This is a genomic window from Delftia sp. NA_296.1, from assembly GCF_052692095.1.
The window spans coordinates 334,364-359,327 of record NZ_JBQZGF010000003.1 but is presented as its reverse complement, the minus strand read 5'-3'; the positions used below and the strand labels follow the sequence as shown (position 1 = coordinate 359,327).

The 24,964-nt window shown below is 69.0% G+C and carries 22 protein-coding genes; 15 read left to right on the top strand and 7 right to left on the bottom strand.

Features of this window, described 5'->3' with window-relative positions:
• Positions 1-57 precede the first annotated feature (57 nt).
• Positions 58-1,941: a 3D-(3,5/4)-trihydroxycyclohexane-1,2-dione acylhydrolase (decyclizing) gene (iolD, locus tag ACUTR7_RS09535; RefSeq protein ID WP_445608847.1), complete on the bottom strand. Its 1,884-nt coding sequence runs from the start codon at positions 1,939-1,941 to the stop codon at positions 58-60.
• A 266-nt stretch (positions 1,942-2,207) separates the two neighbouring features.
• Here iolD and ACUTR7_RS09530 point away from each other — a divergent pair, with 266 nt between their 5' ends.
• Genes ACUTR7_RS09530 through ACUTR7_RS09500 form a run of 7 tightly spaced genes read left to right on the top strand, consistent with a single transcriptional unit; the run spans position 2,208 to position 9,830 of the window.
• Positions 2,208-3,197, top strand: a complete 990-nt coding sequence (locus ACUTR7_RS09530; RefSeq protein WP_445608689.1) for a sugar ABC transporter substrate-binding protein — start codon at positions 2,208-2,210, stop codon at positions 3,195-3,197.
• Between the two features lie 3 nt (positions 3,198-3,200).
• Positions 3,201-4,766: a sugar ABC transporter ATP-binding protein gene (locus ACUTR7_RS09525; protein WP_445608688.1), complete on the top strand. Its 1,566-nt coding sequence runs from the start codon at positions 3,201-3,203 to the stop codon at positions 4,764-4,766.
• 28 nt (positions 4,767-4,794) lie between these two features.
• Positions 4,795-5,838, top strand: a complete 1,044-nt coding sequence (locus ACUTR7_RS09520; RefSeq protein WP_445608687.1) for an ABC transporter permease — start codon at positions 4,795-4,797, stop codon at positions 5,836-5,838.
• A 24-nt stretch (positions 5,839-5,862) separates the two neighbouring features.
• Positions 5,863-6,786 carry a sugar phosphate isomerase/epimerase family protein gene (locus ACUTR7_RS09515; RefSeq protein ID WP_445608686.1) on the top strand — a complete coding sequence of 308 codons (924 nt, stop codon included), beginning with the start codon at positions 5,863-5,865 and terminating at the stop codon, positions 6,784-6,786.
• Positions 6,787-6,795: 9 nt separating this feature from the next.
• Positions 6,796-7,617 carry a TIM barrel protein gene (locus ACUTR7_RS09510; protein WP_445608685.1) on the top strand — a complete coding sequence of 274 codons (822 nt, stop codon included), beginning with the start codon at positions 6,796-6,798 and terminating at the stop codon, positions 7,615-7,617.
• Between the two features lie 15 nt (positions 7,618-7,632).
• Complete coding sequence (locus tag ACUTR7_RS09505; RefSeq protein WP_445608684.1) at positions 7,633-8,646, top strand: Gfo/Idh/MocA family protein; 1,014 nt, start codon at positions 7,633-7,635, stop codon at positions 8,644-8,646.
• Between the two features lie 11 nt (positions 8,647-8,657).
• The gene (locus ACUTR7_RS09500; RefSeq protein ID WP_192368009.1) at positions 8,658-9,830 is read left to right on the top strand and encodes a Gfo/Idh/MocA family protein; all 1,173 of its coding nucleotides are present in this window, start codon (positions 8,658-8,660) and stop codon (positions 9,828-9,830) included.
• Between the two features lie 88 nt (positions 9,831-9,918).
• On the opposite strand, the gene ACUTR7_RS09495 is transcribed toward ACUTR7_RS09500, so the two are convergent.
• On the bottom strand, positions 9,919-11,247 hold the full coding sequence (locus ACUTR7_RS09495; RefSeq protein WP_012204771.1) for a dicarboxylate/amino acid:cation symporter: 1,329 nt from the start codon (positions 11,245-11,247) through the stop codon (positions 9,919-9,921).
• A 213-nt stretch (positions 11,248-11,460) separates the two neighbouring features.
• Here ACUTR7_RS09495 and ACUTR7_RS09490 point away from each other — a divergent pair, with 213 nt between their 5' ends.
• A complete protein-coding gene (locus ACUTR7_RS09490) occupies positions 11,461-14,112 on the top strand; it encodes a hybrid sensor histidine kinase/response regulator (protein WP_445608683.1) in 2,652 nt (883 codons plus the stop codon).
• Positions 14,113-14,136: 24 nt separating this feature from the next.
• Here the strand turns inward: ACUTR7_RS09490 and ACUTR7_RS09485 are convergent, their stop codons facing one another.
• Positions 14,137-14,775, bottom strand: coding sequence for a LuxR C-terminal-related transcriptional regulator (locus tag ACUTR7_RS09485; RefSeq protein ID WP_034392075.1), 639 nt, complete (start codon positions 14,773-14,775; stop codon positions 14,137-14,139).
• Positions 14,776-15,304: 529 nt separating this feature from the next.
• Here ACUTR7_RS09485 and ACUTR7_RS09480 point away from each other — a divergent pair.
• Both ACUTR7_RS09480 and ACUTR7_RS09475 read left to right on the top strand, forming a co-directional pair.
• A complete protein-coding gene (locus ACUTR7_RS09480; protein ID WP_013803085.1) occupies positions 15,305-16,333 on the top strand; it encodes a porin in 1,029 nt (342 codons plus the stop codon).
• A 235-nt stretch (positions 16,334-16,568) separates the two neighbouring features.
• A complete protein-coding gene (locus tag ACUTR7_RS09475) occupies positions 16,569-16,733 on the top strand; it encodes a hypothetical protein (RefSeq protein ID WP_013803086.1) in 165 nt (54 codons plus the stop codon).
• A 59-nt stretch (positions 16,734-16,792) separates the two neighbouring features.
• On the opposite strand, the gene ACUTR7_RS09470 is transcribed toward ACUTR7_RS09475, so the two are convergent.
• From ACUTR7_RS09470 to ACUTR7_RS09455, 4 genes are all read right to left on the bottom strand, one after another.
• Positions 16,793-17,503, bottom strand: a complete 711-nt coding sequence (locus ACUTR7_RS09470; RefSeq protein ID WP_445608682.1) for a hypothetical protein — start codon at positions 17,501-17,503, stop codon at positions 16,793-16,795.
• Positions 17,500-18,492, bottom strand: a complete 993-nt coding sequence (locus tag ACUTR7_RS09465) for an MlaD family protein (protein ID WP_013803088.1) — start codon at positions 18,490-18,492, stop codon at positions 17,500-17,502. The genes ACUTR7_RS09470 and ACUTR7_RS09465 overlap by 4 nt, the downstream gene beginning before the upstream one ends.
• A gap of 65 nt (positions 18,493-18,557) precedes the next feature.
• On the bottom strand, positions 18,558-19,361 hold the full coding sequence (locus ACUTR7_RS09460) for an MlaE family ABC transporter permease (RefSeq protein WP_012204765.1): 804 nt from the start codon (positions 19,359-19,361) through the stop codon (positions 18,558-18,560).
• Between the two features lie 72 nt (positions 19,362-19,433).
• Positions 19,434-19,898: a Cd(II)/Pb(II)-responsive transcriptional regulator gene (locus ACUTR7_RS09455; RefSeq protein ID WP_013803089.1), complete on the bottom strand. Its 465-nt coding sequence runs from the start codon at positions 19,896-19,898 to the stop codon at positions 19,434-19,436.
• A gap of 39 nt (positions 19,899-19,937) precedes the next feature.
• Between ACUTR7_RS09455 and ACUTR7_RS09450 the strand changes: the two genes are divergently transcribed.
• From ACUTR7_RS09450 to ACUTR7_RS09430, 5 genes are all read left to right on the top strand, one after another.
• A complete protein-coding gene (locus tag ACUTR7_RS09450) occupies positions 19,938-22,127 on the top strand; it encodes a heavy metal translocating P-type ATPase (RefSeq protein WP_445608681.1) in 2,190 nt (729 codons plus the stop codon).
• The gene (locus ACUTR7_RS09445; protein WP_445608680.1) at positions 22,124-22,510 is read left to right on the top strand and encodes a DUF3703 domain-containing protein; all 387 of its coding nucleotides are present in this window, start codon (positions 22,124-22,126) and stop codon (positions 22,508-22,510) included. Before ACUTR7_RS09450 ends, ACUTR7_RS09445 begins: the two co-directional genes overlap by 4 nt.
• Before the next feature lie 30 nt (positions 22,511-22,540).
• On the top strand, positions 22,541-23,038 hold the full coding sequence (locus tag ACUTR7_RS09440; RefSeq protein ID WP_445608679.1) for a hypothetical protein: 498 nt from the start codon (positions 22,541-22,543) through the stop codon (positions 23,036-23,038).
• A gap of 121 nt (positions 23,039-23,159) precedes the next feature.
• Positions 23,160-23,519 carry a hypothetical protein gene (locus tag ACUTR7_RS09435; RefSeq protein ID WP_392416112.1) on the top strand — a complete coding sequence of 120 codons (360 nt, stop codon included), beginning with the start codon at positions 23,160-23,162 and terminating at the stop codon, positions 23,517-23,519.
• Positions 23,516-24,964 carry a TolC family protein gene (locus ACUTR7_RS09430; RefSeq protein ID WP_279213333.1) on the top strand — a complete coding sequence of 483 codons (1,449 nt, stop codon included), beginning with the start codon at positions 23,516-23,518 and terminating at the stop codon, positions 24,962-24,964. The genes ACUTR7_RS09435 and ACUTR7_RS09430 overlap by 4 nt, the downstream gene beginning before the upstream one ends.

Here is a 24,964-nt window from a genome sequence, read left to right as displayed (position 1 = left end):
TCCTTGGTGCAGATGGGCAGATGGGCAGAAGTCGGACGGGGCGACGGTTGCGCGGCGTCAGCGCCGCTGGCCTGCCTTGTGGTGCAGGTACTCGCGCCGCGCGCCCTGGACCTCGGGGCGGCCCGAGACCTCGGGCACGGCAACCTCCCACCAGGCGCCGCCGTCGGCCGTGGTGCGGTGGTGGGTGGTGTCTATCACCAGCACCTGGCTGCGGTGGGACACCCGCGCACGCAGCATTTCGCGGCGCAGTTCCTGCACACCGCCCACGTGGACCGCCTCGGCCCCCATGGCGGCGGCGTGGCGGGCGAAATCGATGGACGAGCGCTCGCCCCCCTCGGGCACGCAGTCGTCGAGCATGTTGTTGAAGCTGGCGCCGCCGCAGCGTACCTGCAGCCGCTCTATGCAGCCGTAGCCGCGGTTGTCCAGCACCACGACGATGATCTTGCGGCCCAGCAGCACCGAGGTGGCCAGCTCGGCGTTGAGCATCATGTAGGAGCCATCGCCAACGAGCACGATGACCTCGCGCTCGGGCCGCGCCAGCTTCACGCCCAGGCCGCCCGCGATCTCGTAGCCCATGCAGGAATAGGCATAGTCCACGTGGTAGTTGCCCGGCAGGCCGCTGCGCCACAGCTTGTGCAGCTCGGCCGGCAGCGTGCCGGCCGCGCAGACCACGATGTCGCTGCAGGCGCTGTCCAGCCCGGCGTCGGCGGCCGATTCGCGCACGGCGCCTATCACCTCGGCGTCATAGGGCAGCTCGCCCTTGGGCACGTGCAAAGTCAGCGCCGCCACGCGCTCTGCCCAGGCTGCGGCCAGGGCGCGGCTGTCGGCCGTCCACTGCGGATCGGCGCGCCAGCCGGCCAATCCCGCGCCAAGCTGGGCCAGGCCGACACGCGCATCGGCCACCAGCGGCTGGCCGCGTTTCCTGGCGGCATCCAGGGGCTGCACATTCAGGGCCAGCACCCTGGCATGGCCGTACAGCGCATGCGAGCCGCTGGTGAAATCCTGCTGCCGCGTGCCGACGGCCAGCAGCACATCGCACTGCCGGGCTGCGTGGTTGGCGGCGGGCGAGCCCGTGACGCCCATGGCGCCCAGGTTGAGCGGGTGGTCCCAGGCCAGGCTGCCCTTGCCGGCCTGCGACTCGGCCACCGGCACGCCATGCGTTTCGGCAAACACGCGCAAGGCCTCCCAGGCCTGGCTGTACAGCACGCCGCCGCCGGCCACGATCAGCGGCCTTTTGGCGGAGGCCAGCAAGGCCACGGCCTCGGCCAGCCCGGCGGCATCGGCCGGCTGGCGGCGCAGGCGGATCAGCGGCGGGTGGAAGAAATCCATGGGCCAGTCGAAGGCCTGGGTCTGCACATCCTGCGGCAGCGCAAGGCAGACGGGGCCGCACTGGGCCGGGTCGGTCATGACCTGGATGGCACGCGGCAAGGCCACCAGCAATTGCTCGGGCTGCATGATGCGGTCGAAGTAGCGCGTGACCGGGCGCAAACAGTCGTTGGCGCTCAGATCACCCTGCTCGAAGCTCTCCACCTGCTGCAGAACGGGATCGGGCAGGCGCGAGGCAAAGATGTCCCCGGGCAGCAGCAACAGCGGCAGCCGCGCCACATGCGCCAACGCGGCCGGGGTCACCAGGTTGGTGGCGCCGGGCCCGATGCTCGAGGTCACGGCCATCATGCGCTGGCGAAAGTGCGCCTTGGCAAAGGCCACGGCCGCATGGGCCATGCCCTGCTCGCTGTGTGCGCGCAGCGTGCGCAGCCGCTGCCGTTGGGCATGCAGGGCCTCGCCCAGCCCGGCCACGTTGCCATGTCCGAAGATGGCGAACACCCCTGCGCAATAGGGCTGGACGGCCGTGCGGCCATCGGGCTGCATCACCTCGGCCTGCAGGGCGGCCAGGTAGCGGACCAGCGCCTGGCTGACGGTCAATCTCACGGTGCCGGTCACGGTGCCTGTCATCTCTTGCCTTGCCTTTCCATGGCCATTGCTCGGGGGCTGTCCGCAGGCAGCGCTTGGCCAGCGTTCAGAACATGGAAAAAGATTAAAACTATTAGAAATTTTTTTCCTTAGGTGTATTTACTTAGAAATTAATTTCCAAAAATTAGAGGGACAGAACTACATTTCTCCTCAGGGTCCGGGGCAATCCGGTGTTTGGCGAGTCAAGGCGGGATGTGAACGCGCCCCGCTGCCGCTCAAGGACAAGGAGACGAGGGATGAGGGAAAACCACCTGCTGGCGGCCATTGCCGCCGCCTTTCTGGCAGCACTGCCCGTGCATTCCCAGGCTCAGACGCAGAAGCAGACCCAGGCGCTGACACAGGCGCCAGCCCACGCGCAGCCCCTCAGGATCGGCGTGGCGATGGCGCTCTTCGACGACACCGGCCTGACCATCCTGCGCAACGGCATCGTGGACGCGGCCAAAAAACACGGGGCCGAGCTGCAGATCGAGGACGCCAGCAACGATGTGGGCAAGCAGCTGAGCCAGATCCAGAACATGATTGCCCAGCGGGCCGACGCCATCATCGTCAACCCGGTGGACACCGACGCCACGCCCAGAATCACCCGCATGGTGAGCGACGCCGGGATCGCGCTGGTCTACGTGAACCGCCAGCCCGTCGATTTCGACAAGCTGCCCGCAGGCACCGCCGTGGTGGCCTCCGACGAAAAACTCTCGGGCACGCTGCAGGCCCGCCAGGTCTGCAAGCTGCTGGAGGGCCGCGGCAACATCCTGGTGCTGATGGGGGAGCTCTCCAACGAATCGGCGCGCACCCGCACCCGCGACATCGAGGAAGTGGCGGCCACGCCGGAATGCGCGGACATGAAGATCCTCGACAAGCGCGAGGGCAAGTGGAGCCGCACGCAGGGCCAGGACATCACCATGAACTGGCTGAGCTCGGGCATGAAGTTCGACGCCATCCTCGCCAACAACGACGAGATGGCGATTGGCGCCATCAACGCGCTGAAGGCGGCCCGCAAGTGGAGGACCGACACCATCGTGGCCGGCATAGACGCCACGCCCGACGGGCTGTCGTCCATGAAGAACGGCGACCTCAAGGTCTCCGTCTTCCAGAACCTGGCCGGACAGGGCGCCAAGGCGGTCGATGCCGCCCTGCGCCTGGCCGGCAAACAGCCCGTGGAGCGCTTCGTGAACGTGCCCTTCGAGCTGGTGACGCCCGAGAACATGGGCCAGTACGCCAGGCCCTGAGCCATGTCCGCATCCCCTGTGCACGGGCCGGACCGCGGCCCACCCGCGCCTGCCGCACCGCGCGCGCAACACGTGCCCCATGCCTGCAGCGACCTGCTGGAGGTGCGTGGGGTGGGCAAGTCGTTTCCGGGCGTCGTGGCGCTGGCCGATGTGCAGCTGCGCCTGCGCAGCGGCAGCGTGCATGCGCTGATGGGCGAGAACGGCGCCGGCAAATCCACCCTGATGAAGATCATTGCCGGCGTGCATGCGCCCGACACCGGCGAGATCCGCCTCAGGGGCCGGCCCGTCACGCTGCGCAGCCCGCTGGATGCGCTCAGGCAAGGCATCGCCATGATCCACCAGGAGCTGAACCTCATGCCCAGCATGACGGTGGCCGAGAACATCTGGATAGGCCGCGAGCCCGTCAACCGCTTGGGCCTGATCGACCACCGCCAGCTGCGCCAGCGAACCCAGGCCCTGTTCGAGCGGCTGGCCATCGACATGGACCCCGACTCCGAGGTGCGCACGCTGAGCGTGGCAAGCCGCCAGATGGTGGAGATCGCCAAGGCCGTGTCCTTCGACTCCGAGGTGCTGATCATGGACGAGCCCACCTCCGCGCTCACCGACCGGGAGGTGGAGCACCTGTTTCGCATCATCGGCCACCTGCGCGGCCAGGGCAAAGGCATCGTCTACATCACGCACAAGATGAACGAGCTGTTCGAGATCGCCGACGAGTTCTCGGTGTTCCGCGACGGCAGGTACATAGGCACGCATGCATCGGCCGATGTCACGCGCGACGACATCATCCGCATGATGGTCGGGCGCGAGATCACCCGGATGTTCCCCAAGCAGGACGTGGCCCTGGGCGATGTGGTGCTCTCGGTGGACGGGCTGGGCGTCGAGGGCGTGTTCCATGGCCTGCGCTTCGAGCTGCGCGCCGGGGAGATCCTGGGCGTGGCCGGCCTGGTGGGCTCCGGGCGCTCCAATCTTGCCGAGGCGCTGTTCGGCGTCGTGCCCGCCACCTGCGGCGAGATCCGCATCGGTGGCGAGCCGGTGCGCATCACCTCGCCTGCCCAGGCCATGCGGCTGGGCATGGCCTTTCTCACCGAGGACCGCAAGGACACGGGCTGCTTCATGGGCCTGGACCTGCTGGCCAACATGGAGGTGGCGCTGCTGCACGAGTGCCATGTGCGCTGGGGTCTGGTCGCGCATGCCGCCGTGGCGCGCGAATGCGAGGACATGGCCCGCACGCTGCAGGTCCGGTCCCCCGGGCTGCACGAGGACATCCGCAACCTGTCGGGCGGCAACCAGCAAAAGGTGCTGATCGGCCGCTGGCTGCTGACGCGCCCGCGCATCCTCATCCTGGACGAGCCGACGCGCGGCATCGACGTGGGCGCCAAGGCCGAGATCCATCGACTCGTGGGCGCGCTCGCGGCCCAGGGAACTGCCGTGCTGATGGTCTCCTCGGAAATGCCCGAGGTGCTGGGCATGAGCGACCGCATCCTGGTCATGCATGAGGGGCGCATGACCGGCATCGTCGAGCGCAGGGACGCCGACCAGGTGCGGATCATGGAACTGGCCTCCCGCTGAGCCCCGATACGCAACGGAGACACGCAAGATGAGCAATTCCCAGACGGTTTCGCAAGCGCAAACGAAAACCCAAGCGCAGGCCCGGCCCGCCCGAAAGCAGCGCGCCCGGTGGCCGCCGGAGCTCAGCATCTTCCTCGTGCTGCTGGGCATCGCCCTGTTCTTCGAGGCGGCAGGCTGGCTCACCGTGGGCCAGAGCTTTCTGCTCAACGCCGAGCGGCTGCAGATCATCGTGCTGCAGATGGCGGTGGTCGGCATCATCGCCGTAGGCGTCAACCTGGTCATCATCACCAGCGGCATCGACCTGTCCTCCGGCTCCGTGGTGGCCGCCGCCGCCGTGGTGTCGGCCAGCCTGGCGCAGGTATCGGACTTTCCGCGCGCGGTGTTCCCCCAACTCACCGATCTGCCCGTGGTCTGGCCCGTGCTGGCCGGCATGTGCGTGGGCCTGATGGTCGGGCTGATCAATGGCTCGCTGATCGCCTTCACCGGCATCCCGCCCTTCATCGCCACGCTGGGCACCATGGTCGCGGCACGCGGCTTTGCCAAGTGGTTCACCAACGGCACGCCCGTCTCCATGCTGACGGACGAGTTCGCGGCGCTGGGCTCCGGCGCCCATCCGGTGCTCATCTTCCTGGTGCTTGCCGCCGTCTTCCACACCGTGCTGCGCCATACGCGCTTTGGCAAGTTCACCTACGCCATCGGCGCCAACCGCCAGGCTGCCGTGGTCTCGGGCATCAACGTGCGCCGGCATCTGGTCTGGGTCTACATGATTGCCGGCGTGCTCAGCGGCATCGCCGGCACGGTGACGGCGGCGCGGGCCATCTCCGGCCAGTCCGGCATGGGCGTCATGTACGAGCTCGATGCGATCGCCGCCGTCGTGATCGGCGGCACCTCGCTGGCGGGCGGCGTGGGCCGCATCACCGGCACGGTGATCGGCGTGCTGATCCTGGGCGTCATGACCTCGGGCTTCACCTTCATCCGCATCGACGCCTACTACCAGGAGATGGTCAAGGGCGCCATCATCGTCGCGGCCGTGGTCGCCGACCAGTACCGCAACAAGAAGGCGCGGCGCTGACGGCGCGCCCTGCAGGGAGGCATCATGAAAATCGCCCTCGATCCCTACATGATCCGGCACGAGTGCCTGGACCGCCTGCCGCACGCCGTGGCCGAGCTGGGCTATGACCAGATCGAACTGTCGCCGCGCAGCGACTTCCTGGACTGGTGGGTGATGCCGCGCGCCACCAAGGAGCGCATGGCCGGGTTCCGCCAGGCGATGCGCGCCAGCGGCGTGGCGCTGGCATCGCTGCAGCCCATGTACCGCTGGGCCAGCCCGTTCGAGGACGAACGGCAATGGGCCATGCGCTGCTGGAGAAAGGCCATCGAAGTCGCCGTGGAGATGGACTGCGCGCTGATGGTGTCCGAGTTCGGCCGAGGCGCATCGCCCGAGCGCTCGGTGAACGGTCCTGCCGGCGCGAATCCGAAGGAGATGTGCGAGGCCGCCTGGTTCCGCTCCATGGACGAGCTGCTGCCCATCCTGGAGCGCGAAGGCATCACGCTGTCCGTGGAGCCCCACCCGGAGGACTGGATAGAGCAACTGCAGCCGGCCATGGACATCGTGGGCAACATGGCCTCCAAGGCACTGCGCCTGTCCTACATCGCCCCGCACACCTTCCACTACGGCGGCGACATGGCCGCCATGCTGCGCGAGGCGGCGCCGCTGCTGGCCCATGTGCGCGTGGCCGATACCTTCGACCACCGCAAGAGCAGCCAGTTGCGCTACATCGTCAACCCGCCGGGCTCGCACCACATCCGCGTGCACCAGCACCTGGACATGGGCCAGGGCGAGATCGACTGGAACCTGTTCTTCGGCACGCTGGGCGCAGCCGGCTTCGACGGCGTGCTGTCGTCCTGCGTGTTCGCCTGGGAGGAGCGGGCCGCCGAATCCAGCCGCTTCATGCGCCGGGAGATACAGCGCTACCTGAACAGGCATTTCTCCCCCGCCGTCCTGCCCCTGCCAGCCTGAGCCCTTGCCATGCACCAGCCCATCCACTTCGCCATCAACCGCATCAGCGCCTCTCGCATGCCGTTTGCCGACTACCTGGCCATGTGCCGGCGCCTGGGCGTGTCGGCCATCGAGATCCGCAACGATCTGCCCCACGCCGAGATCCGCGACGGCACGGCGCCCGCCGCGATCCGGGCTGCAGCGCAGCAGGCGGGCATCACCATCCTGTCCATCAACGCGCTGTATCCCTTCGACGTTTTTGACGCAGGCATCGAACGCAAGGCGCGCGAACTGGCTGTGTATGCGCGTGACTGCGGCGCGCAGGCCCTGGTCATGTGTCCGTTGAACGACCGGGCCGATGCGCGCACGCCGGGCGAACGGCGGCGCGACCTGGTGCAGGCGCTGCGGCGGTTGCGCCCCATCCTCGACGGCCACGGCATCCAGGGCCTGGTCGAGCCCCTGGGCTTTGCCGAGTGCGCACTGCGCCGCAAGTCCGATGCGGTGGCCGCCATCCATGAGGCCGCGGGCGAGCGCCATTTCAAGCTGGTGCACGACAGCTTCCACCACCACCTGGCGGGCGAAGACCTGTTCTTTCCCGAACAGACCGGGCTGGTGCATGTCTCGGGCGTCGAGGACCACCGGATCGAAGACGGCCAGATGCGCGACGGCCATCGCGTGCTGGTCGGCGAAGGCGACCGCCTGGGCAACATCGCCCAGTTGCGCGCCCTGCTCGATCGCGGCTGCAGCGCCCCGGTCTCGTTCGAGCCGTTCGCGGAAGGGATCACGCAAGCGGCCGACAGCGAGGCTTTGCTGCGGCAAAGCATGGACTTCATCCGCCATTCATTGCTTTGACGAGGAGAGGACGACATGACATTGCAGATCGGAGTGATTGGCTGCGGGGCCATAGGCCAGGACCATGTCCGCAGGATGTGCCAGACGCTGTCGGGCGCACGGGTAGTGGCGATGACGGACATCGATGCGCAGCAGGTGCGTGAGGTGATGGCCCGGCACGGCCCGGACATCGAGGCCTTTGACAGCGGCCCGGCGCTGATTGCCGCGCCGCAGGTGCAGGCGGTACTGGTCACGTCCTGGGGGCCCACGCACGAGGAACTGGTGCTGGCGGCCATCGCCCAGGGCAAGCCGGTGTTCTGCGAAAAGCCGCTGGCAGTCACCGCTGCCGGCTGCCTGCGCATCGTGCAGGCGGAGATGGCCCATGGGCAGCGGCTGGTGCAGGTCGGCTTCATGCGCCCCTACGACGCAGGCTACCGGGCATTGCGGCAGGCCATCGCCAGCGGCCAGATCGGCGCGCCGCTGATGGTGCACTGCGCGCACCGCAATCCCTGCGTGGCCGACGGCTACACCACCGGCATGGCCATCACCGATACGCTGATCCATGAGCTTGATGTGCTGCGCTGGCTGCTGGACGACGAATACGCCAGTGCCCAGGTGGTGTACCCGAAGAGAACGCGCCACGCCCTGCCGCATCTGGCCGACCCGCAGATCGTTTTGCTGGAGACCGTGGGCGGCATCCGCATCGATGTGGAGGTGTTCGTCAACTGCCGCTATGGCTACGACATCCAGTGCGAAGTGGTGGGCGAGACAGGCATTGCGCGCCTGCCCGACCCCGCAGCCGTCTCCCTGAAAAGCGCGGCCATGTACTCCATACCCATACTCACCGACTGGAAGCAGCGCTTCATGGCCGCCTATGACGTGGAGCTTCAGGCCTTCATCGACGGCGTGCGCGGCCAGCGGCTGACGGGTCCCTCGGCCTGGGACGGCCATGCCGCCGCCGTGGCCGCCGATGCCTGCGTGCTGGCCCAGTCCTCCGGCGTCGTAGAGCGCATGGCGGCGGCGCCCCGGCCCGCGTTCTACCAAAGCTGAAGGTGAACACCATGATCGACGCAACACCCATGCCCGGCCACCCGATTGCCTGGGCCATGGTAGGCGGGGGACAGGACAGCCAGATCGGCCCGGTGCACCGATCGGCGGCGCAGCGCGACCACGGCTTGCAGCTGGTGGCTGGGGCCTTCGACATCGACCCGGTGCGCGGCCGGCAGTTCGGCGAGCGGCTGGGCCTGGATGCGCAGCGCTGCTATGCCGACTACCGCGCCATGTTCGAGGCCGAGGCGCGCCGCCCGGACGGCATCCGCGCCGTGTCCATCGCCACGCCCAACAACACCCATTTCGAGATCTGCAGGGCCGCGCTGCTGGCGGGGCTGCACGTGGTCTGCGAAAAGCCGCTGTGCTTCACCACGGCCGAAGCTCTGCAGCTGCTGGAGCTGTCGCGTGCCAGCAGGCGGATCGTGGGCGTGGCCTACGGCTACGCGGGCCACCAGCTCATGGAGCAGGCGCGCGAGATGGTCGCGCAGGGCGAGCTGGGCGAGATCCGCATCGTGCAGATGCAGTTCTCGCACGGCTTTCACAGCGAGGCGGTGGAAGCCTCCAGCCCGGCCGCGCGCTGGCGCATGGACCCGGCCCATGCCGGCCCCAGCTATGTGCTGGGCGACCTCGGCACGCATCCGCTGTACCTCTCGCAGCTGGTGCTGCCCGGGCTGGAGATAGAGCGGCTGATGTGCTCGCGGCAGAGCTTCATCGGCAGCCGCGCCCCGCTGGAGGACAACGCCCTCGCCCTCATGCAGTACCGGGGCGGCGCCATGGGCTATCTGTGGGCCTGCGCGGTCAACAGCGGCTCCATGCATGGGCAAAGGCTGCGTGTCATCGGCTCGAAGGCCAGCCTGGAATGGTGGGACGAGCATCCCAACCAGCTGCGCCACGAAATCCAGGGCCGGCCGGCCCAGGTGCTCGATCGCGGCATGGACTACCTGCATCCCGCTGCACGACAGGAAGACCGCATCGGCGCCGGCCATGCCGAGGGCCTGTTCGAGGCCTGGGCCAACCTCTACCGCCGCTTCGCCCTGGCCATGCATGCCACGGACCGGGGCGACAGCCTGGCCCTGGGCAAGATCCGCTATCCGGACATCCAGGCGGGCGTCGAGGGAGTGCGCTGGGTGGAGAACTGCGTGCGTTCGGCCGACGCAGGCGGGGTGTGGATCGACTATCGCTGAGAGCGATGCGGGGCGCATCGCAAGCGAATGCGGCGGCCAAGGCCGCCGCATCGAGCAGGAGAGGGTTTGGTGCCCGGGGCCTGCGGACTCAGGCCTTGACGGCTGCGGCCTCGGCGGGCAGGGCCTGCACAGGCTCTCCATCCAGGGCGGCATTGAGCTTGCTGTAGTCCAGCTCGTTTTCCCAGCGCGAGACCACCACGGTGGCCACGGCATTGCCCATGAAGTTGGTCAGCGAGCGGCACTCGCTCATGAAGCGGTCCACGCCAAGGATCAGGGCCATGCCGGCCACGGGCACTTCGGGCACCACGGCCAGCGTGGCGGCCAGGGTGATGAAGCCTGCGCCGGTCACGCCGGCAGCGCCCTTGGAGCTGAGCATGGCCACCAGCAGCAGCGCGATCTCATGGCCCAGGGTCAGGTGGGTGTTGGTGGCCTGGGCGATGAACAGCGCGGCCAGCGTCATGTAGATGTTGGTGCCGTCCAGGTTGAAGGAGTAGCCCGTGGGCACGACCAGGCCCACGACGGACTTGCCGCAGCCGGCGCGCTCCATCTTCTGCATCAGCGAAGGCAGGGCCGATTCCGAGGACGAGGTGCCCAGCACCAGCAGCAGTTCCGCCTTCAGGTAGCGCGCCAGCTTGAGCACCGAGAAGCCGCACAGCCGCGCCACGAAGCCCAGCACCACCACCACGAAGAGCAGCGAGGTGATGTAGAACGAACCCACCAGCCAGGCCAGGTTCACCAGCGAACCCAGGCCGAACTTGCCGATGGTGAAGGCGATGGCGCCGAAGGCTCCCAGCGGCGCAGCCTTCATCAGGATGCCGACCAGCTTGAACACGGGGGCCGTCAGCGCCTCCAGGAAGTTGAGCACGGGCTTGCCCGCATCACCGACCATGGCCAGCGAGATGCCGAACAGCACGGCCACGAACAGCACCTGCAGAATGTTGTCGCCCACGAAGGGGCTGACCAGCGTCTTGGGGATGATGTCCATGGCAAAGCCGGTGAGCGTCAGCTCGTGCGACTTGGCCACATAGCCCTTGACGGCGGCCTGGTCCAGGTCGGCCGGGTTGATGTTCATGCCTGCGCCCGGCTGCACCACGTGCGCCACCACCATGCCGACCACCAGGGCCAGCGTGGAGAAGAACAGGAAGTAGGCCATGGCCTTGAGGAACACGCGGCCCACGGTGCGCAGGTGCGTCATGCCCGCAATGCCGGTGACGATGGTCAGGAAGATCACCGGCGCGATGATCATCTTCACCAGCTTGATGAAGGCATCGCCCAGCGGCTTGAACTGCTCGGCGTACTGGGGCTCGAAGTGGCCGAGCAGCACGCCTGCCACGATGGCGACCACCACCTGGAAATACAGCTGGCGGTAGAAAGGCAGCCGCTCGGGGCTGGCGGCGTGGGTGGGGACGGCATGCATGGTGCGGCTCCGGCGGGACTGTGTGGGGGTGGGCGCACCACCAAGGTGCGGCGAGGTCCAGTTTGTACCGCTGGCGTGCTCCGGCGCCGATAACCTATTGGTATTAGGCGCAGGCGCTCTCCCAGGGAGAATGCACGCAGAATCAGGGTAATCCCCAACTCCTTCCCGCCCCTGGAAGGCACCAAGCTGGCGCCCAATCGGGTCCAGACCACCATGCCCCAACCCGTTCGACGCCCTTCACGCCGTTCCTTCTGGACCCTGCTGCTGCTGTTCGGCGGCATGCTCGCCTGCATGCTGCTGGCCGGTGAGCTGGTCTACCACCGTGCCCTGCGCGGCGAGGCCGAAAGCGTGCAGCGCCAGCTCAGCCTCTACGCCCAGGCCCTGGGCCAGCGCATAGACCGCTACCGCACCCTGCCCGAGGTGCTGGCGCTGGACGCGCAGCTGCGCGCCGCCCTCACCCACCCGCTGTCTCCCGCCGAGGTCGATGCCCTCAACCGCAAGCTGGAGCAGGCCAACGGCGCCAGCCAGTCGTCCACGCTGACCCTGATCGACCGCCACGGCACGGCCCTGGCTGCCAGCAACTGGCGCGAGACGCGCAGCAACGTGGGCGTGGACTACAGCTTCAGGCCCTATGTGCAGCAGGCGCTGTCACGCGGCAGCGGGCGCTTCTACGGCATCGGCCTGACCACGGGCCTGCCGGGCTACTTCCTGTCGCAGGCCATCCTGGACGAACAGAACGCCGTCGCGGGCCTGGTGGTGATCAAGATCGCGCTGCTGGAGCTGGAGCGCGAATGGCTGCAGACGCCCGACGTGGTCATGGCCTCGGACGAGCACGGCGTGGTCTTCCTGGCCAGCCAGCCCGACTGGCGCTACCGCCTGCTGTCACCCCTGAGCCCCGCCGACGAGGCGGACCTGGCCGCCACGCGCCAGTACATCGACCAAGAACTGCACCCCATGCGCTACCGCGTGCGCCAGGGCCTGGAGCAAGGCAGCCGCCTGGTGCAGATGCAGGAACCCACCCTGCCCGGCACCACGCTGTGGCAGACCCTGCCTCTGCCCGGCAGCGACTGGCAACTGCACCTGCTGCACGACACGCAGACCAGCACCGTGGCCAGCCGCTGGGCAGCGGCGGCCGCTGCGGGCGGCTGGCTGGCCCTGGGCCTGCTGGTGCTGTTCGTGCGCCAGCGCAGGCGGCTGGCCGCGCTGCGCCTGCGCAGCCGCCTGGAGCTGGAGACCGTGCTGCGCCAGCATGCCCAGGAGCTGCGCACGGCCCAGGACGGCATCGTCCAGGCCGCGCGCCAGGCCGACACGGGCCTGAGCCGCAGCCTGGAGCACCTGCCCCAGGGCGTGGTGGTGATCGATGCCGCCCTCAACCTGGTGGCCTGGAACTCGCGCTACGTGGAGCTGTTCCGGTTTCCCTCCGAACTGCTGCGCACGGGCCAGCCCATAGAGAACCTGTTCCGCTACAACGCCCGGCGCGGCCTGCTGGGGCCCGGCCCCATCGAGGAGGCCATCCACCGGCGGCTGCAGCATCTGCGCAGCGGCAGCCCGCACCTGCGCGAAAGCACCAAGGACGACGGCACGGTGCTGGAGATCCGCGGCAACCCGCTGCCCGATGGCGGCTTCGTCACCAGCTACGCCGACATCACCAGCTACAAGAACGCCGCGCGCGAGCTGCGCTCGCTGGCCGATGCGCTGGAGCAGCGCATTGCCGAGCGCACGCGCGACCTGGCCGAAGCCAAGCGCGAGGCCGAGCAGGCCAACCGCTACAAGACACGCTTCGTGGCCGCCGCCGTGCACGACCTGCTGCAGCCGCTGAACGCCGCGCGCATGTTCAGCTCCCTGCTGCGCAGCCATCTGCATGACGACGCGGGCCGCCATGTGGCCGACAGCATCGACGGCGCCCTGGCCGCGCAGGACGCCATCCTGGGCAGCCTGCTGGACATCTCGCGCATGGAATCGGGCCAGCTGGAGGTGCGCGTGCGCGACTTCGCGCTGGGACCGCTGCTGCGGGTCATGCGCCACAACTTCGGCATCCTGGCCGAAAGCCGGGGCCTGCGCCTGAGCGCGGTGGACACGCGCTGCGTGGTGCGCAGCGACGAGGCGTTGCTGCGCCGCATCCTGCAGAACTTCCTGTCCAACGCCATACGCTATACGCGCCAGGGCCGCATCGTCATCGGCTGCCGGCGCCAGGGCCAGCAGTTGCGCATCGAGGTGCACGACCAGGGACCGGGCATTCCCGAAAGCCTGCAGCACGAGATCTTCGAGGAATTCCGCCGCCTGGACGAAGGCCATGGCGACGACCGTGGCGCCGGGCTGGGCCTGGCCATCGTCGAGCGCCTGGGCCGCCTGCTGGGCCACGAAATCGGTCTGCGCTCGCACCTGGGCCGGGGCAGCGTGTTCTGGGTCTGCGTGCCGCTGGGCGATCCCGCAGCCGTGCCGCAGATCGCCGCGGCCACGCACTCCGGCGAGGCAGGCCAGGACGCACCGCTGCAGGGCATAAGCGCCTGGTACGTGGAAGACGATGCCCAGTCCTGCACCGCCATGCGCGCCCTGCTGCAGCGCTGGGGCTGCAACGTGCCGCTGGCCGGCGGCCCGGCCGAGGCGCTGGCGCTGGCCGCGCCCGGCGAAGCGCCGCAGCTGGTGCTGCTCGATGTGCGCCTGGGCCAGTTGCACGGCCCCGATGTGTACGCCCAGCTGTGCCAGCGCTGGGGCCAGTCGCCGCCCGTGATCCTGGTCACGGCCGAGCGCGACGGCATGGTGCGCCGCCAGGCGGCCGAGCGCGGCTGGGGCTTTCTGGCCAAGCCTGTGCGCCCGCCCGCGCTGCGCGCGCTCATGAGCCAGATGCTGCTGCGCCACCGATAGACGTGGCACGGCAGGGCCTGGCGTTCAGACCGTGCCGTCGTTCTCCAGGCTCTTGACCAGCACGGCCGCCTGCGTGCGGCTGTAGCACTCCAGCTTCTTGAGAATGGCCGTCACGTGCACCTTGACGGTGTTCTCGGCCAGCCCCAGTTCGTGGGCGATCTGTTTGTTGAGCAGGCCATCGGCCAGGCACAGCAGCACGCGGAACTGCTGGGGCGTGAGCTGGGCCAGCCGCGCGGCCAGCGCGGCGTCGGCCTCGGAGCGCTCGGCGGCCATGGGCGGGAACCAGCTGCCGCCGTCCAGCACTTCCTGCAGCGCCGTGCCTATGGCCTCGGCCGGCGCCGATTTCGGAATGAAGCCCGCGGCACCGAACTGCTGCGCACGGCGGATCACGCGCGGATGGTCGTTGGACGAAATCACCACCACCGGAACATCGGGGTACTCGCCGCGCACATGCAGCAGCGCCGAGAAACCGCGCGCCCCCGGCATAGCCAGGTCCAGCAGCACCAGCTCGATCTCGGGGTGCTGCTGCAGCGCCGCGCCCAGCGTGGCGGCGCTTGCGGCCTCCAGCACGGCGAACTGCGGCAGGGCCTCGCGCAGCACATGGATCACCGCGGCGCGGAACAGCGGGTGGTCATCGGCAACGAGCAGGGTGGATTCGGACATGGGCGCGAGTCTGACACGTCTGGAAGCACATGCCCGGCTCATGGGCCCCAGGCCTGGCCCATGGCCGGGTTGCAAGCTGGCACGCTGTTTGCAATCAGTTGCAGCCAAAGGCCTGGCAACAGGCACAAATCCACCGCCCAACCGACGAACAAGGAGCCCTGAATTGACCTTTGAGCCCTCTTGCAACGACCTGCTGCACAGCCCTGGTGCCCCGGCCCCATCCCAGTGCACGGCAGTGTTCAAGCCGCGAGAGTGCAAAACACAAATTAAGTTTCGTCATAACTGTGTCAAAGACACCACTTTATGGCCGGCGCAATGGCTCGGATGCGTTGTAATACGCGGCTTAGCCAGTCAAGACCGCCTTGCACGCAGGCCGCAAAGACGTGCCGACGCCAGCCCGCCCCTGATGCGAAAACGCCACTGTCCCAGGTTTGCCACGTAGCCCAGCCCGGGCGATTGGTTCATCGTCTGCCCCGGTCACAGCACTGGCCGCCCGTTTCCACTCTCCAACAATGAAAGACTCCTCAACATGAAACGTTCCTTCATCGCACTGGCCGCTGCACTGGCCTGCGCCGGCGCTGCACACGCCCAAAGCTCGGTCCAGCTGACTGGCCTGGTGGACGCCTATGCCGGCTCCATGCGCATGGCTGGCGACGCCAGCGGCAAGGGTGTCGTGGGTTCGGGCGGCATGACCACCTCCTGGTGGGGCATGAAGGGCCAGGAAGACCTGGGCGGCGGCCTGAAGGTCGATTTCCAGCTGACGGCCTTCATGCGTGTGGACACTGGCAGCCCCGGCCGTTTCGATGGTGACCCGTACTTCTCGCGCGATGCCAACGTCGGCCTGTCCGGCGGCTTCGGCACGGTGCGCCTGGGCCGCGGCATGGCGCCCAACTTCCTGCCCACCATCCTGACCAACCCCTTCGGCGACTCCTTCACCATCTCCCCGCTGGTGCTGCACGCCAACGTGGGCACGACAGCCTGGGGCTCGGCCAACCTGACCACGCCATCCGACACCGGCTGGAGCAACCAAGTCGTCTACACCACGCCCAAGTTCGGCGGCCTGCAGGCCAACGTCCACTACCAGTTCGGTGAAAAGGGCGGCGATTCCGGCAAGAAGAACATCGGCGTGAACGCCATGTACTTCGGCGGCCCTCTGAGCCTGGTGGCCTTCTACGAGCGCGCCCAGATCAGCAACCCCGTGAGCCTGGCCGTGATGCCCACCAAGACCGACTGGATGCTGGGCGGCACCTACAACTTCGAAGTGGCCAAGCTGTACGCAACCTACGGCCAGGCCAAGGTCAAGGATCTGGACCGCAAGAACAGCACCTACTCGCTGGGCCTGGACGTGCCCGTAACCAGCGCCGGCACCATCAAGGCAGCCCTGGCCCGCACCAAGGCCGAAATCGGCGCCGTGGACTCCACGCGCACCACGGCCAGCCTGGGCTACGACCACTACCTGTCCAAGCGCACCGATGTGTACACCGTGCTGATGCACGACCGCATCACGGACCTGAAGTCGGGCACCAGCCTGATCGCGGGTATCCGCCACCGTTTCTAAGGCGACGCCTGGCCTGCCAGCACGGGCCAGGGACTTACGTCCCGAACTTTCAGCGAGGCTCTGCCTCGCTTTTTTTTCGGCCTCTTGAAAGTCGATAGAAATTTTCTCTCAGTACTTTTTTACAAACGTCAAGAGAGAAAGCGATTGTCCGACAGCCGCGCTGCGCAATTCGGTGTGCAATGGAGTCCAGGCCCAGCCCAATGCTCTGCCTGCGCTGCCAGACAGGAGGTCCACCATGCGCAGACCCAGCCCCTTCGGACGTCATCCCTTCATCGCCTTCACCGCCACGGTCGTGCTTGCCGTAGCCGCCAGCGTTGCCACCTTCTGGCTGGACAGCGCCGCCCCGGCTGCAGACACCTTGCTGCAAAAAGACCCGGGCGCCCTGCTGTCGTCGATGTAAGCCCTGCAAACGCCTGCAAATGCCTGCCCAGCGCCATCCCTTTCGGACTGGCGCTGTTTTCATTTGCCGGCCGATGTGCCCCCACCGCTGGCCGTCTTCTCCAGCAGCGACAGCCTGCGCCTGACGGCCTGGGCCTTGTCCACCTCGCCCGCCTGCTCATGGGCCCTGGCCTGCAGCAGCAGCCAGGCCATCACCGCGCGGCGCCAGCCTTGGGCCGAGGCTATGTCGGCGCCCAGCATCAACAAGCCCGGCTCTGCCGCACCCGATCGCAGGGCCGCGCCGGCCGCCACCAGCTGAGGCAGCGGCTCCTTGATGGCGCTCACGGCGGCCAGCGCCGACGCAGACCCGCCCAGCAGCGCCTGTGCCACGGGGCGCTGCAATTCTGGCAATAGCGCAACGTCTTCGGGCCGGAGCTTGCCTTGCAGATACCGCGCATAGGCGGCCTCGGCCGGCGCAGCGTCAAGCGCCAGCGCCTGGTAGCCGGGGCAGTCGTCCCATTCGAGACTGGCCACCTGGGCCGCGCAGCGCATCAGCTCCAGACGCGCGGCCAGGTCGGTGCGGCCCGTGGCGGCCACCTCGGCGCGGGCCTTGTCCCATTCCATGGCCTGCACGCGCTGGCGGCCTTCCAGGTAGGCGGTGGATGCGCGTTGCGAAGCCGATTCGGCATTCAGCGCCCAGTCCGGCGCGGGCGGGCGGCTGCTGCAGCCGGCCAGCACCAGGGTCAGCACGGCGCCGGCATGGCGCGCCAGGAGGGTTGCGGCAGAGCTCATGGCAGCTTCAACTCCGGTTGATGGGCAAACGGCCACTTGCGCTGCAGGTCGGCCAGCACGCCTTCCAGGCGGCGCAGGTTGCCCTCGACCTCGGCCCGCAAGGCGCCCAGGTCGGCCGTGGCCTCGCGCGCATTGGAGCCCACGGCCTGGGCCTCGGCCAGCACGGCGTCCACCTTGCCCAGCGTGCGGCGCGTGTCGGCCAGCAGGCCGTTGAGCTGCACCACGGTGGAACGCACCTCGGGCATGACGCCGCCGGCGTCGAACACCTGGCTGTCGGCCCGCGCCACCATGCGCTCCATGCGGGCCAGCGTGGCGTTGGCGCGGTCCAGCAGGGCCGTCACCTTGCGCGCCTCCTGCTCGCTGCCCATGACCACTCCCAGCACGCCGCCCGGCCCCTGGGCCCGGCCGGCCAGGCCGCGCAGCTCGGTCAGCGACCCGCCCAGGGCCGAGTCCGGCGCGGTGAGCTGGGCGATGTTGCCCAGCACTTCCTTGGCCGTGGACATGATCTGCGGCAGCTCGGCCGTGGCATCGCCGCGCAGCACGGGGCGCACGGCCTCGTCGGGCAGCGGCGGATCGCTGAGGATGCCGCTGTAGGCCTTGATGGTGGTGCCCCCCACCAGCCCCTTGACCAGGGTGAAGACGCTGGACTCGCGCAGCCAGTGCGCGTCCTTGCGCGGCACGTCGATGAGGATGCGCACATTGCCGTCCTCGGCCAGTTCGATGCGGCGCACGCGCCCGATCGGAAAGCCCGAGAAGGTCATGTCCATGCCCACGCTCACGCCCTCGGAGTCGTCGGCCGTGAGCACCAGGCGCTGCGTGGCGTCGAACACGCCGCGCGAGTACAGCAGGTACAGGGCCGATCCAAGAATCAGCACCAGCGTGAACAGCAGCAGGCCCGCCGCCTTGGCGCGCAGGTGCGCCACGGGCTTGAGGGCCTCGATTTCCTCGCCGTCCCAGGGGTCTGGCGGCGTGCGCCGCGTATCGGTCATGGCATTCCTTGTTCTGGCACGGGCCTTGCCGTGCATGTGGAGTTCGTGGAGTTCAGCGGGCGTTCTCAGTAATAGTTGCCCATGAGCGAGATCACCTCGATCACCAGCAGCACGGCAAACATGCGCGCAAAGCCGCCCAGCGCCGCGCCGCCCAGCCGGTGGCGCCGCAGCGGCGCATACAGGCCCGAGGCCATGGGCATGATGGCCACGGTGAGGCTGAAGAACCAGGTCTTGAGCACGAAGACCAGGGTCACGGCCGGCGTGAAGATCTGGCCGAAGATGCGCGTGTAGCCGGGCAGGCCCGCCAGCGTGAAGCCATAGACACTCAGGTAGACGGTGACCAGGGCCACCACGCAGCTGAGCACGGCCAGCGTGACCGAGGCAAACACGCCACCGGCGGCGCGCGGCACCAGGGCCATGCGCAGCGGGTCGGAGCCGCGCTCCTGCCAGGCCTGGAGCTGGCCCCGCGCGCGCAGCTGCGCAATCAGCGTGCCATTGGGAATGGTGCAGCGCATGGCCACGAACAGCGCGGCCGTCAGCGGGATCAGCTCGATCACCAGCACACGCACCACCATCTCCAGCGCATAGCGCGACAGCCCATAACTCAGCGCCGTGACGATTACGATGCGCGTGATCACCGCGCACAACAGGGCCGCAAGCGCCGTGAAACCCAGCAGGATGGGCCCGGTCTGCACATAGATCTGGTGCGCCATGGCACGCCGTGCACCGCGCCGGTAGCTGGAAGGGGACATGGCCAGCACCAGCAGCACGGCGCCCAGGTAGACGCTGCGCCACCAGGCCAGCGCATGGTCGCGCAGCGCCGCCCAGATGCGGTCGGGAAGGGACAGGGCTGCGTGGCTGAGGCTCATCGGGCGATGATAGCGAGCCGTACCGGGACGGTCCGTCGGACGCCGGCGCAAGACAGGCAGCTGCAGACGGCGCTACACATGGCGCTTGGCGCCGGAGCTGCCCAGGGCGGGTGCCAGCGGTTCGTCGGCCTGGGCATGCAGGGCCTCGATCAGATGGCAGTAGCTGTCCGACCCGTCGCACTGGCTGCGCAGCTGCATCAGCTCATGCTCCAGCGCGCGCAGCTCGGCCAGGCGCTCGCGCACATGGCCCAGGTGGGCGTCCAGGGTTTCGTTGGCGGCCACGCAGTCGGCCTTGCTGGCGCCGTCCAGCGCCAGCAGGGTGCGGACCTCGTCCAGCGACATGTCCATGGCGCGGCACAGGCGGATGAAGCGCAGCCGGTGCACATCGCTGTCGCTGTACAGCCGGTACTGGTTGTCCTCGCGCACGCCTGCACTGAGCAGCCTTTCCTTCTCGTAGTAGCGGATGTTGGCGGCGGCCACGCCGGAACGCTTGGCCGCCTCGCCGATGCGCCAGCGCGCAGATTCATGCTGTGACATGCTTGACCTTGAAGTGACTTCACCGTTTCCAATGCTCGCATGAACTCCAATCGCCTGCCAAGCCCTCAGGGCAACGAGGCCCTGAAAGCCTCCCCAGCCCTTTCCAAGCCCGCCTCGACTTCGCCGTCTTCCGCCTGCGGCACCGATTGCTGCGCGCCCTTCACCATCACCCAGCCCACGCCGGCCCGCAAGAAGGCGCAAGGCCACTCGCATGCGCATGGCGAGGGCCATGGCCACGATCACGCCCATGACCACGACCATGACCACGGTCACGACGAGAGCGATCCCCATGCCGGCCACGACCACAGTGTGCTGCCCGGCTGGCCGCGCATCACGGCCGCGCTGATTGCAGCCGTGCTGGCCGAAGCCGCCCACTGGTTCAGCGGCTCCCAGGGCGGCGTGCCGGCCCTGCAATACGGCGGCATGGCCGTGGCCGTGCTGGCCATTGCCCTGTCGGGCCTGGGCGTCTACAAGGCCGGCATCCGCGACGTGCTGCGCCTGAAGCTGGGCATCCATGCGCTGATGGCCATTGCCGTCACGGGTGCCTTCGCCATCGGCCAGTGGCCCGAGGCCGCCATGGTCATGGCCCTGTACGCCGCGGCCGAGCGCATCGAGGACCAGGCCATGGACCGGGCGCGCAATGCCATCCGCAGCCTGCTGCAGATGGCGCCCGAGACGGCCGACGTGCTCCAGCCCGATGGCAGCGTGCAGCGCGTGGCCGCCGCCGACGTGGCGCTGGACGCCACCGTGCGCGTGGCCCCCGGCGCGCGCGTGCCGCTGGACGGCGTGGTCCTGCGAGGCCAAAGTTCGGTCAACCAGGCGCCCATCACCGGAGAAAGCGCCCTGGCCGACAAGGCCCCAGGCGACGAGCTCTACGCCGGCAGCATCAACCAGGATGGCGAGCTGCAGATGCGCGTCACCTCGGCGGCCAATGACAGCCTGATTGCGCGCATCGTCCATGCCGTGGAGCAGGCCCAGGCCTCCAAGGCGCCGACCCAGCGCTTCGTCGACCGCTTTGCTGCCGTCTACACGCCCATCGTGCTGGTGCTGGCCATTGCGCTGGCGGTGCTGGCACCGCTGGTCATGGACTGGAGCTGGCATGACGCGGCCTACCAGGCGCTGGCCCTGCTGGTCATCTCCTGCCCCTGCGCCCTCGTGCTGTCCACCCCCGTCACCGTGGTCAGCGCGCTCACGGCCGCGGCACGCCGCGGCCTGCTGATCAAGGGCGGCCAGGCGCTGGAATCTGCCCGCAAGCTGCGCGCCATTGCCCTGGACAAGACCGGCACGCTGACCACGGGCAGCCCCAGGCTGGTCGAATGGAAATCCTGGAGCGAAGAAGACGCGGCCCAGGACTCCAGCCAGCCCGCCGCATATGCCCTGGCACTGGCCGGCCGCTCGGACCACCCGGTCTCGCGCGCCATTGCTTCCGGCCTCCAGGCCGATGCCGGCGTGGCCGCACGGGCCTCGGTCAGCAAGCTGCTGGCCCTGCCCGGCCGTGGCGTGCAGGCCGAGATCGACGGCCAGCTCTGGACCCTGGCCAACCTGCGCTGGGTGCAGGAGCAAGGCTGGGACAGCGCCGCGCTGCGCGCCGGCCTGGCCATGCACGAAGCCCAGGGCCGCACCGTGACCCTGCTGGCCGACAGCAGCGGCGTGCGGGCCCTGTTCGCCGTGGCCGACCCGCTGCGGCCCCAGGCCCGCGAGGCCGTGGCGCGCCTGCAGGCCCTGGGCGTGCAGCCCGTGGTGCTCAGCGGCGACAACACGGCCACCGTGCGCTCCATCGCTGCCGAAGCCGGCATCCAGGATGCGCGCGGCGGCCTGCTGCCCCAGGACAAGCTCGACGCACTGGCCGAGCTGCAGCGCACCCACGGCCCCACCGCCATGACGGGCGACGGCATCAACGATGCACCGGCGCTGGCCCAGGCCGATATCGGCTTTGCCATGGGCGGCATGCACAGCACGGGCATGGCCATGGAAACCGCCGACGTGGTGCTGATGAACGACGACCTGCGCCGCCTGCCCGAGGTGGTGGAGCTGTCGCGCAGCGCCCACGCCGTGCTCTGGCAGAACATCGCCCTGTCTTTGGGCGTCAAGCTGGTGTTCTTCGCACTGGCCCTGGCCGGCAACGCCAGCATGTGGCTGGCTGTGCTCGCCGACATGGGTGTGAGCCTTCTGGTGGTCGCCAACGGCCTGCGGCTGCGCCGCTGGGGCAGCGACAGGGAGGCGGCATGACCGACGCCCAGCGCCGCGCCGCCTTCACCCACCTGCTGCACAGCTTCCGTTCAAGCCAGGACCAGGCGCCCGCACAGCGCTGGCTGATGCTGGAGGCCAGCCATGTGCTGGGCCAGCAGTTGCTGGGCCTGCACTGGCGATCCCACTGCTGGATGCTGCGCCATGCGCTGCAACTGCGCGATGGCGGGGAGGTGGCCGGCCAGTTGCTGCGCCTGGCCCTGGTGCCTGCTGGTCACCTGCTGGACCGGCTGCCGCGCGGCAACACAGGCCGCGCCACGGTGCCTGCCACCCTGCCCATGGACATGCCGCCCGCCGTATCGGCCCTGATCGCCGAGGCCCTGCGCGCCACGCGCCGCCCGCCCGGGCGAAGGGCCCGCACCTGAGGAACTTCGCAGCACCGTCCGGTATCATCCATGCCTATGCGCCGCCCCCTGTCCATTGTCCTGGTCTTGCTGCTGGTCCTTCGTGGCCTGCTGGGCGACGCCATGGCCATGGGGGCTGCGCCGGTCATGTCGGCCCTGGCGCCGGCTGCCGCATCTGCGCCAGCGTTGGCTCCGGCGTCGGCACTCCACCACCACGCGCCCGAAGTCGCGCTGGAAATCACGCAATCGCCGGACAGCCCTGAGCAGCATCACGCGGCGCACGCCGCAGATCACGGCCCAGATCACGCATCACACGCCGAGCACAGTGCAGCCTGCGCTCCCCAGGCCGGTGGCCCTGCGGGCGGCAGCTGCGGCGAACATGAACATGGGCCCAGCTGCACCCTGTGCGGCATCTGCCATTCGGCCCTTTTCACTCCTGGCCAGATCGGTTCGGACGGCGCAGCGCCGTCCGCCGCACTGCGCCCCCAAGGCAGCGCGCGCTTTGCCAGCGCGGCCAAGCTGCAGGCCATCAAGCCACCCATTTCCTGAAGCCTGACGCCCGAAGTGCGTCCGCGCCATCCCTGCCGCCCCTCCATGGGCAGCCCGCTTGCGGGCATGGCGGGGCGTCTGGCCGCGGATGCGTTGTCCGTTTCGCATTCAGGAGAACACCATGCGCCGAGCGCATTTTCTCGTCCCCCTTATCCAATTCGGGCTGGCGGCCCTTGCCGTCTCCAGCCCCGCTGCATGGGCCCAGGTCCATGACGGCAGCCTCCCCCCGGCCTCCTCCTCCGCAGGCCTGACCGGCGCCATCGATCCGGCTGCGGCCAGCCTGCCGCTGCGCCATGCCGCGCTGCCGGCCAGTGGCGCCGTGGAAACCGAGCTGACCGACTGGCGCCAGGCCAATGCGGCCGTGGCCGAGTTTCCCAACGGCCATATGGACATCCTGCGCTGGGAAGCCGCCCAGGGCGGCCGATCCACGCCTGCGCCGTCCCCGCACGGCTCTCACATGCAGCACGGAGGCCGGCCATGAAGCGCACCCTCTTCGCCCCCACCCGGCTGGTCGGCGCCATGGCTGCCGTGCTGGCCCTGGCCGGCTGCGCCAGCATCTCGCCCGACGGCCTGCGCGGCGCGGTCCAATCCCATACCGCCAGCCGCCTGCCGGACGGCGCCCAACTGCCGCCAACCGATCTGCAGGCCCGCGACGCGGCGCAGCAGCGCATCGACGAGTGGCTGCGCCAGCCGCTGGACATGGACCAGTCCGTGCGCATCGCACTGCTCAACAACCCCGGCCTGCAGGCGCGCCTCGCGCAACTGGGCGTGCAGGATGCCGAACGCGTTCAGGCCCTGACCCTGCCCAACCCCACGCTGGCCCTGGGCCGCATGGTCAACAGCGACGAGCGCGAGATCGAGCGCCAGCTGAGCTTTGGCCTGGTCAGCCTGATCACCCTGCCCTGGCGCAGCCGCTGGCAGGGCATGCAGATGGAACAGGCCACCCTGACCGCCGCGCAGGATGTGCTGCGGCTGGCCGCCGACACGCGCCGCGCCTGGCTGCGCGCCGTGGCCGCACGCCAGCAGCTGGCGTCCAGCGAGCGCATGCACGAAGCGGCCGAGGCCGGTGCCGAGCTGGCGCGGCGCATGGCCCGCGTGGGCAACTTCAGCCGGCTGCAGCAGGCGCGCGAGCTCAGCATCCAGCAGGACACCGCAGCCCAGCTGGCGCGTGCGCGCCTGGCCGCCACGGCCGAGCATGAGCAACTGGCCCGTCTGATGGGCCTGTGGGGACGGCGCATCGATTTCAAGCTGCCCGACCAGCTGCCCGCCATCCCGCAGGCGGCCACGCAGTTGCGCTCCGGGGACGACGCCGAAGCCACCGCGCTGCGCGAGCGCCTGGACCTGCGCGCCCTGCGCCGCGACCTGGACCAGTTGGCCGAGCGCCGTGGCTGGGCACGCCTGGGCGCCATGTTCGGCGACATCGGCCTGGGCTACAACCGCAACACCGCCACGGACCGGGCCACCGGACACAGCGATGTGACACGCGGCTGGGAGATCGACCTGCCCCTGCCGCTGTTCGACTGGGGTGGCGCCGCCAGCGGCCGCGCACGCGCCGAGGTCCAGCGCAGCGCGGCCCAGTTGCAGCAAGGCGCCATCCAGGCGCGGGCCGAGGCGCGCAGCAGCTGGATGCGCTACCGCACGGCCTGGGACCTGGCCCACCAGCAGCAGGCCGAGGTGCTGCCGCTGCGCCGCTTCATCCAGGACGAAACCATGCTCCGCTACAACGGCATGTTCGTCAGCGTCTGGGAGTTGCTGGCCGAGGCCCGCAACAGCGCCCAGGCCGTGGCCACCGCCACCGACGCCCAGCGCGACTTCTGGCTGGCCGACACCGACCTGCAGCTGGCTCTGGCCGGAACCTCGCCAGGCACGGTCGAGGCCGCATCCAGCGCCGCCGCACCCACTCCCACGAACACAGCGAGCCACTGA

Bases quoted from the DNA above. Each gene is read 5' to 3' on its own strand.
- ACUTR7_RS09520 (WP_445608687.1), top strand. From the start codon at position 4,795: ATGAGCAATTCCCAGACGGTTTCGCAAGCGCAAACGAAAACCCAAGCG.
- ACUTR7_RS09460 (WP_012204765.1), bottom strand. From the start codon at position 19,361: ATGAGCCTCAGCCACGCAGCCCTGTCCCTTCCCGACCGCATCTGGGCG.
- ACUTR7_RS09530 (WP_445608689.1), top strand. From the start codon at position 2,208: ATGAGGGAAAACCACCTGCTGGCGGCCATTGCCGCCGCCTTTCTGGCA.
- ACUTR7_RS09470 (WP_445608682.1), bottom strand. From the start codon at position 17,503: ATGAGCTCTGCCGCAACCCTCCTGGCGCGCCATGCCGGCGCCGTGCTG.
- ACUTR7_RS09455 (WP_013803089.1), bottom strand. From the start codon at position 19,898: ATGTCACAGCATGAATCTGCGCGCTGGCGCATCGGCGAGGCGGCCAAG.
- ACUTR7_RS09495 (WP_012204771.1), bottom strand. From the start codon at position 11,247: ATGCATGCCGTCCCCACCCACGCCGCCAGCCCCGAGCGGCTGCCTTTC.
- ACUTR7_RS09525 (WP_445608688.1), top strand. From the start codon at position 3,201: ATGTCCGCATCCCCTGTGCACGGGCCGGACCGCGGCCCACCCGCGCCT.
- ACUTR7_RS09490 (WP_445608683.1), top strand. From the start codon at position 11,461: ATGCCCCAACCCGTTCGACGCCCTTCACGCCGTTCCTTCTGGACCCTG.
- ACUTR7_RS09500 (WP_192368009.1), top strand. From the start codon at position 8,658: ATGATCGACGCAACACCCATGCCCGGCCACCCGATTGCCTGGGCCATG.
- ACUTR7_RS09465 (WP_013803088.1), bottom strand. From the start codon at position 18,492: ATGACCGATACGCGGCGCACGCCGCCAGACCCCTGGGACGGCGAGGAA.
- ACUTR7_RS09485 (WP_034392075.1), bottom strand. From the start codon at position 14,775: ATGTCCGAATCCACCCTGCTCGTTGCCGATGACCACCCGCTGTTCCGC.
- ACUTR7_RS09510 (WP_445608685.1), top strand. From the start codon at position 6,796: ATGCACCAGCCCATCCACTTCGCCATCAACCGCATCAGCGCCTCTCGC.
- ACUTR7_RS09475 (WP_013803086.1), top strand. From the start codon at position 16,569: ATGCGCAGACCCAGCCCCTTCGGACGTCATCCCTTCATCGCCTTCACC.
- ACUTR7_RS09430 (WP_279213333.1), top strand. From the start codon at position 23,516: ATGAAGCGCACCCTCTTCGCCCCCACCCGGCTGGTCGGCGCCATGGCT.
- ACUTR7_RS09440 (WP_445608679.1), top strand. From the start codon at position 22,541: ATGCCTATGCGCCGCCCCCTGTCCATTGTCCTGGTCTTGCTGCTGGTC.
- ACUTR7_RS09505 (WP_445608684.1), top strand. From the start codon at position 7,633: ATGACATTGCAGATCGGAGTGATTGGCTGCGGGGCCATAGGCCAGGAC.
- ACUTR7_RS09480 (WP_013803085.1), top strand. From the start codon at position 15,305: ATGAAACGTTCCTTCATCGCACTGGCCGCTGCACTGGCCTGCGCCGGC.
- ACUTR7_RS09445 (WP_445608680.1), top strand. From the start codon at position 22,124: ATGACCGACGCCCAGCGCCGCGCCGCCTTCACCCACCTGCTGCACAGC.
- ACUTR7_RS09515 (WP_445608686.1), top strand. From the start codon at position 5,863: ATGAAAATCGCCCTCGATCCCTACATGATCCGGCACGAGTGCCTGGAC.
- ACUTR7_RS09450 (WP_445608681.1), top strand. From the start codon at position 19,938: ATGAACTCCAATCGCCTGCCAAGCCCTCAGGGCAACGAGGCCCTGAAA.
- ACUTR7_RS09435 (WP_392416112.1), top strand. From the start codon at position 23,160: ATGCGCCGAGCGCATTTTCTCGTCCCCCTTATCCAATTCGGGCTGGCG.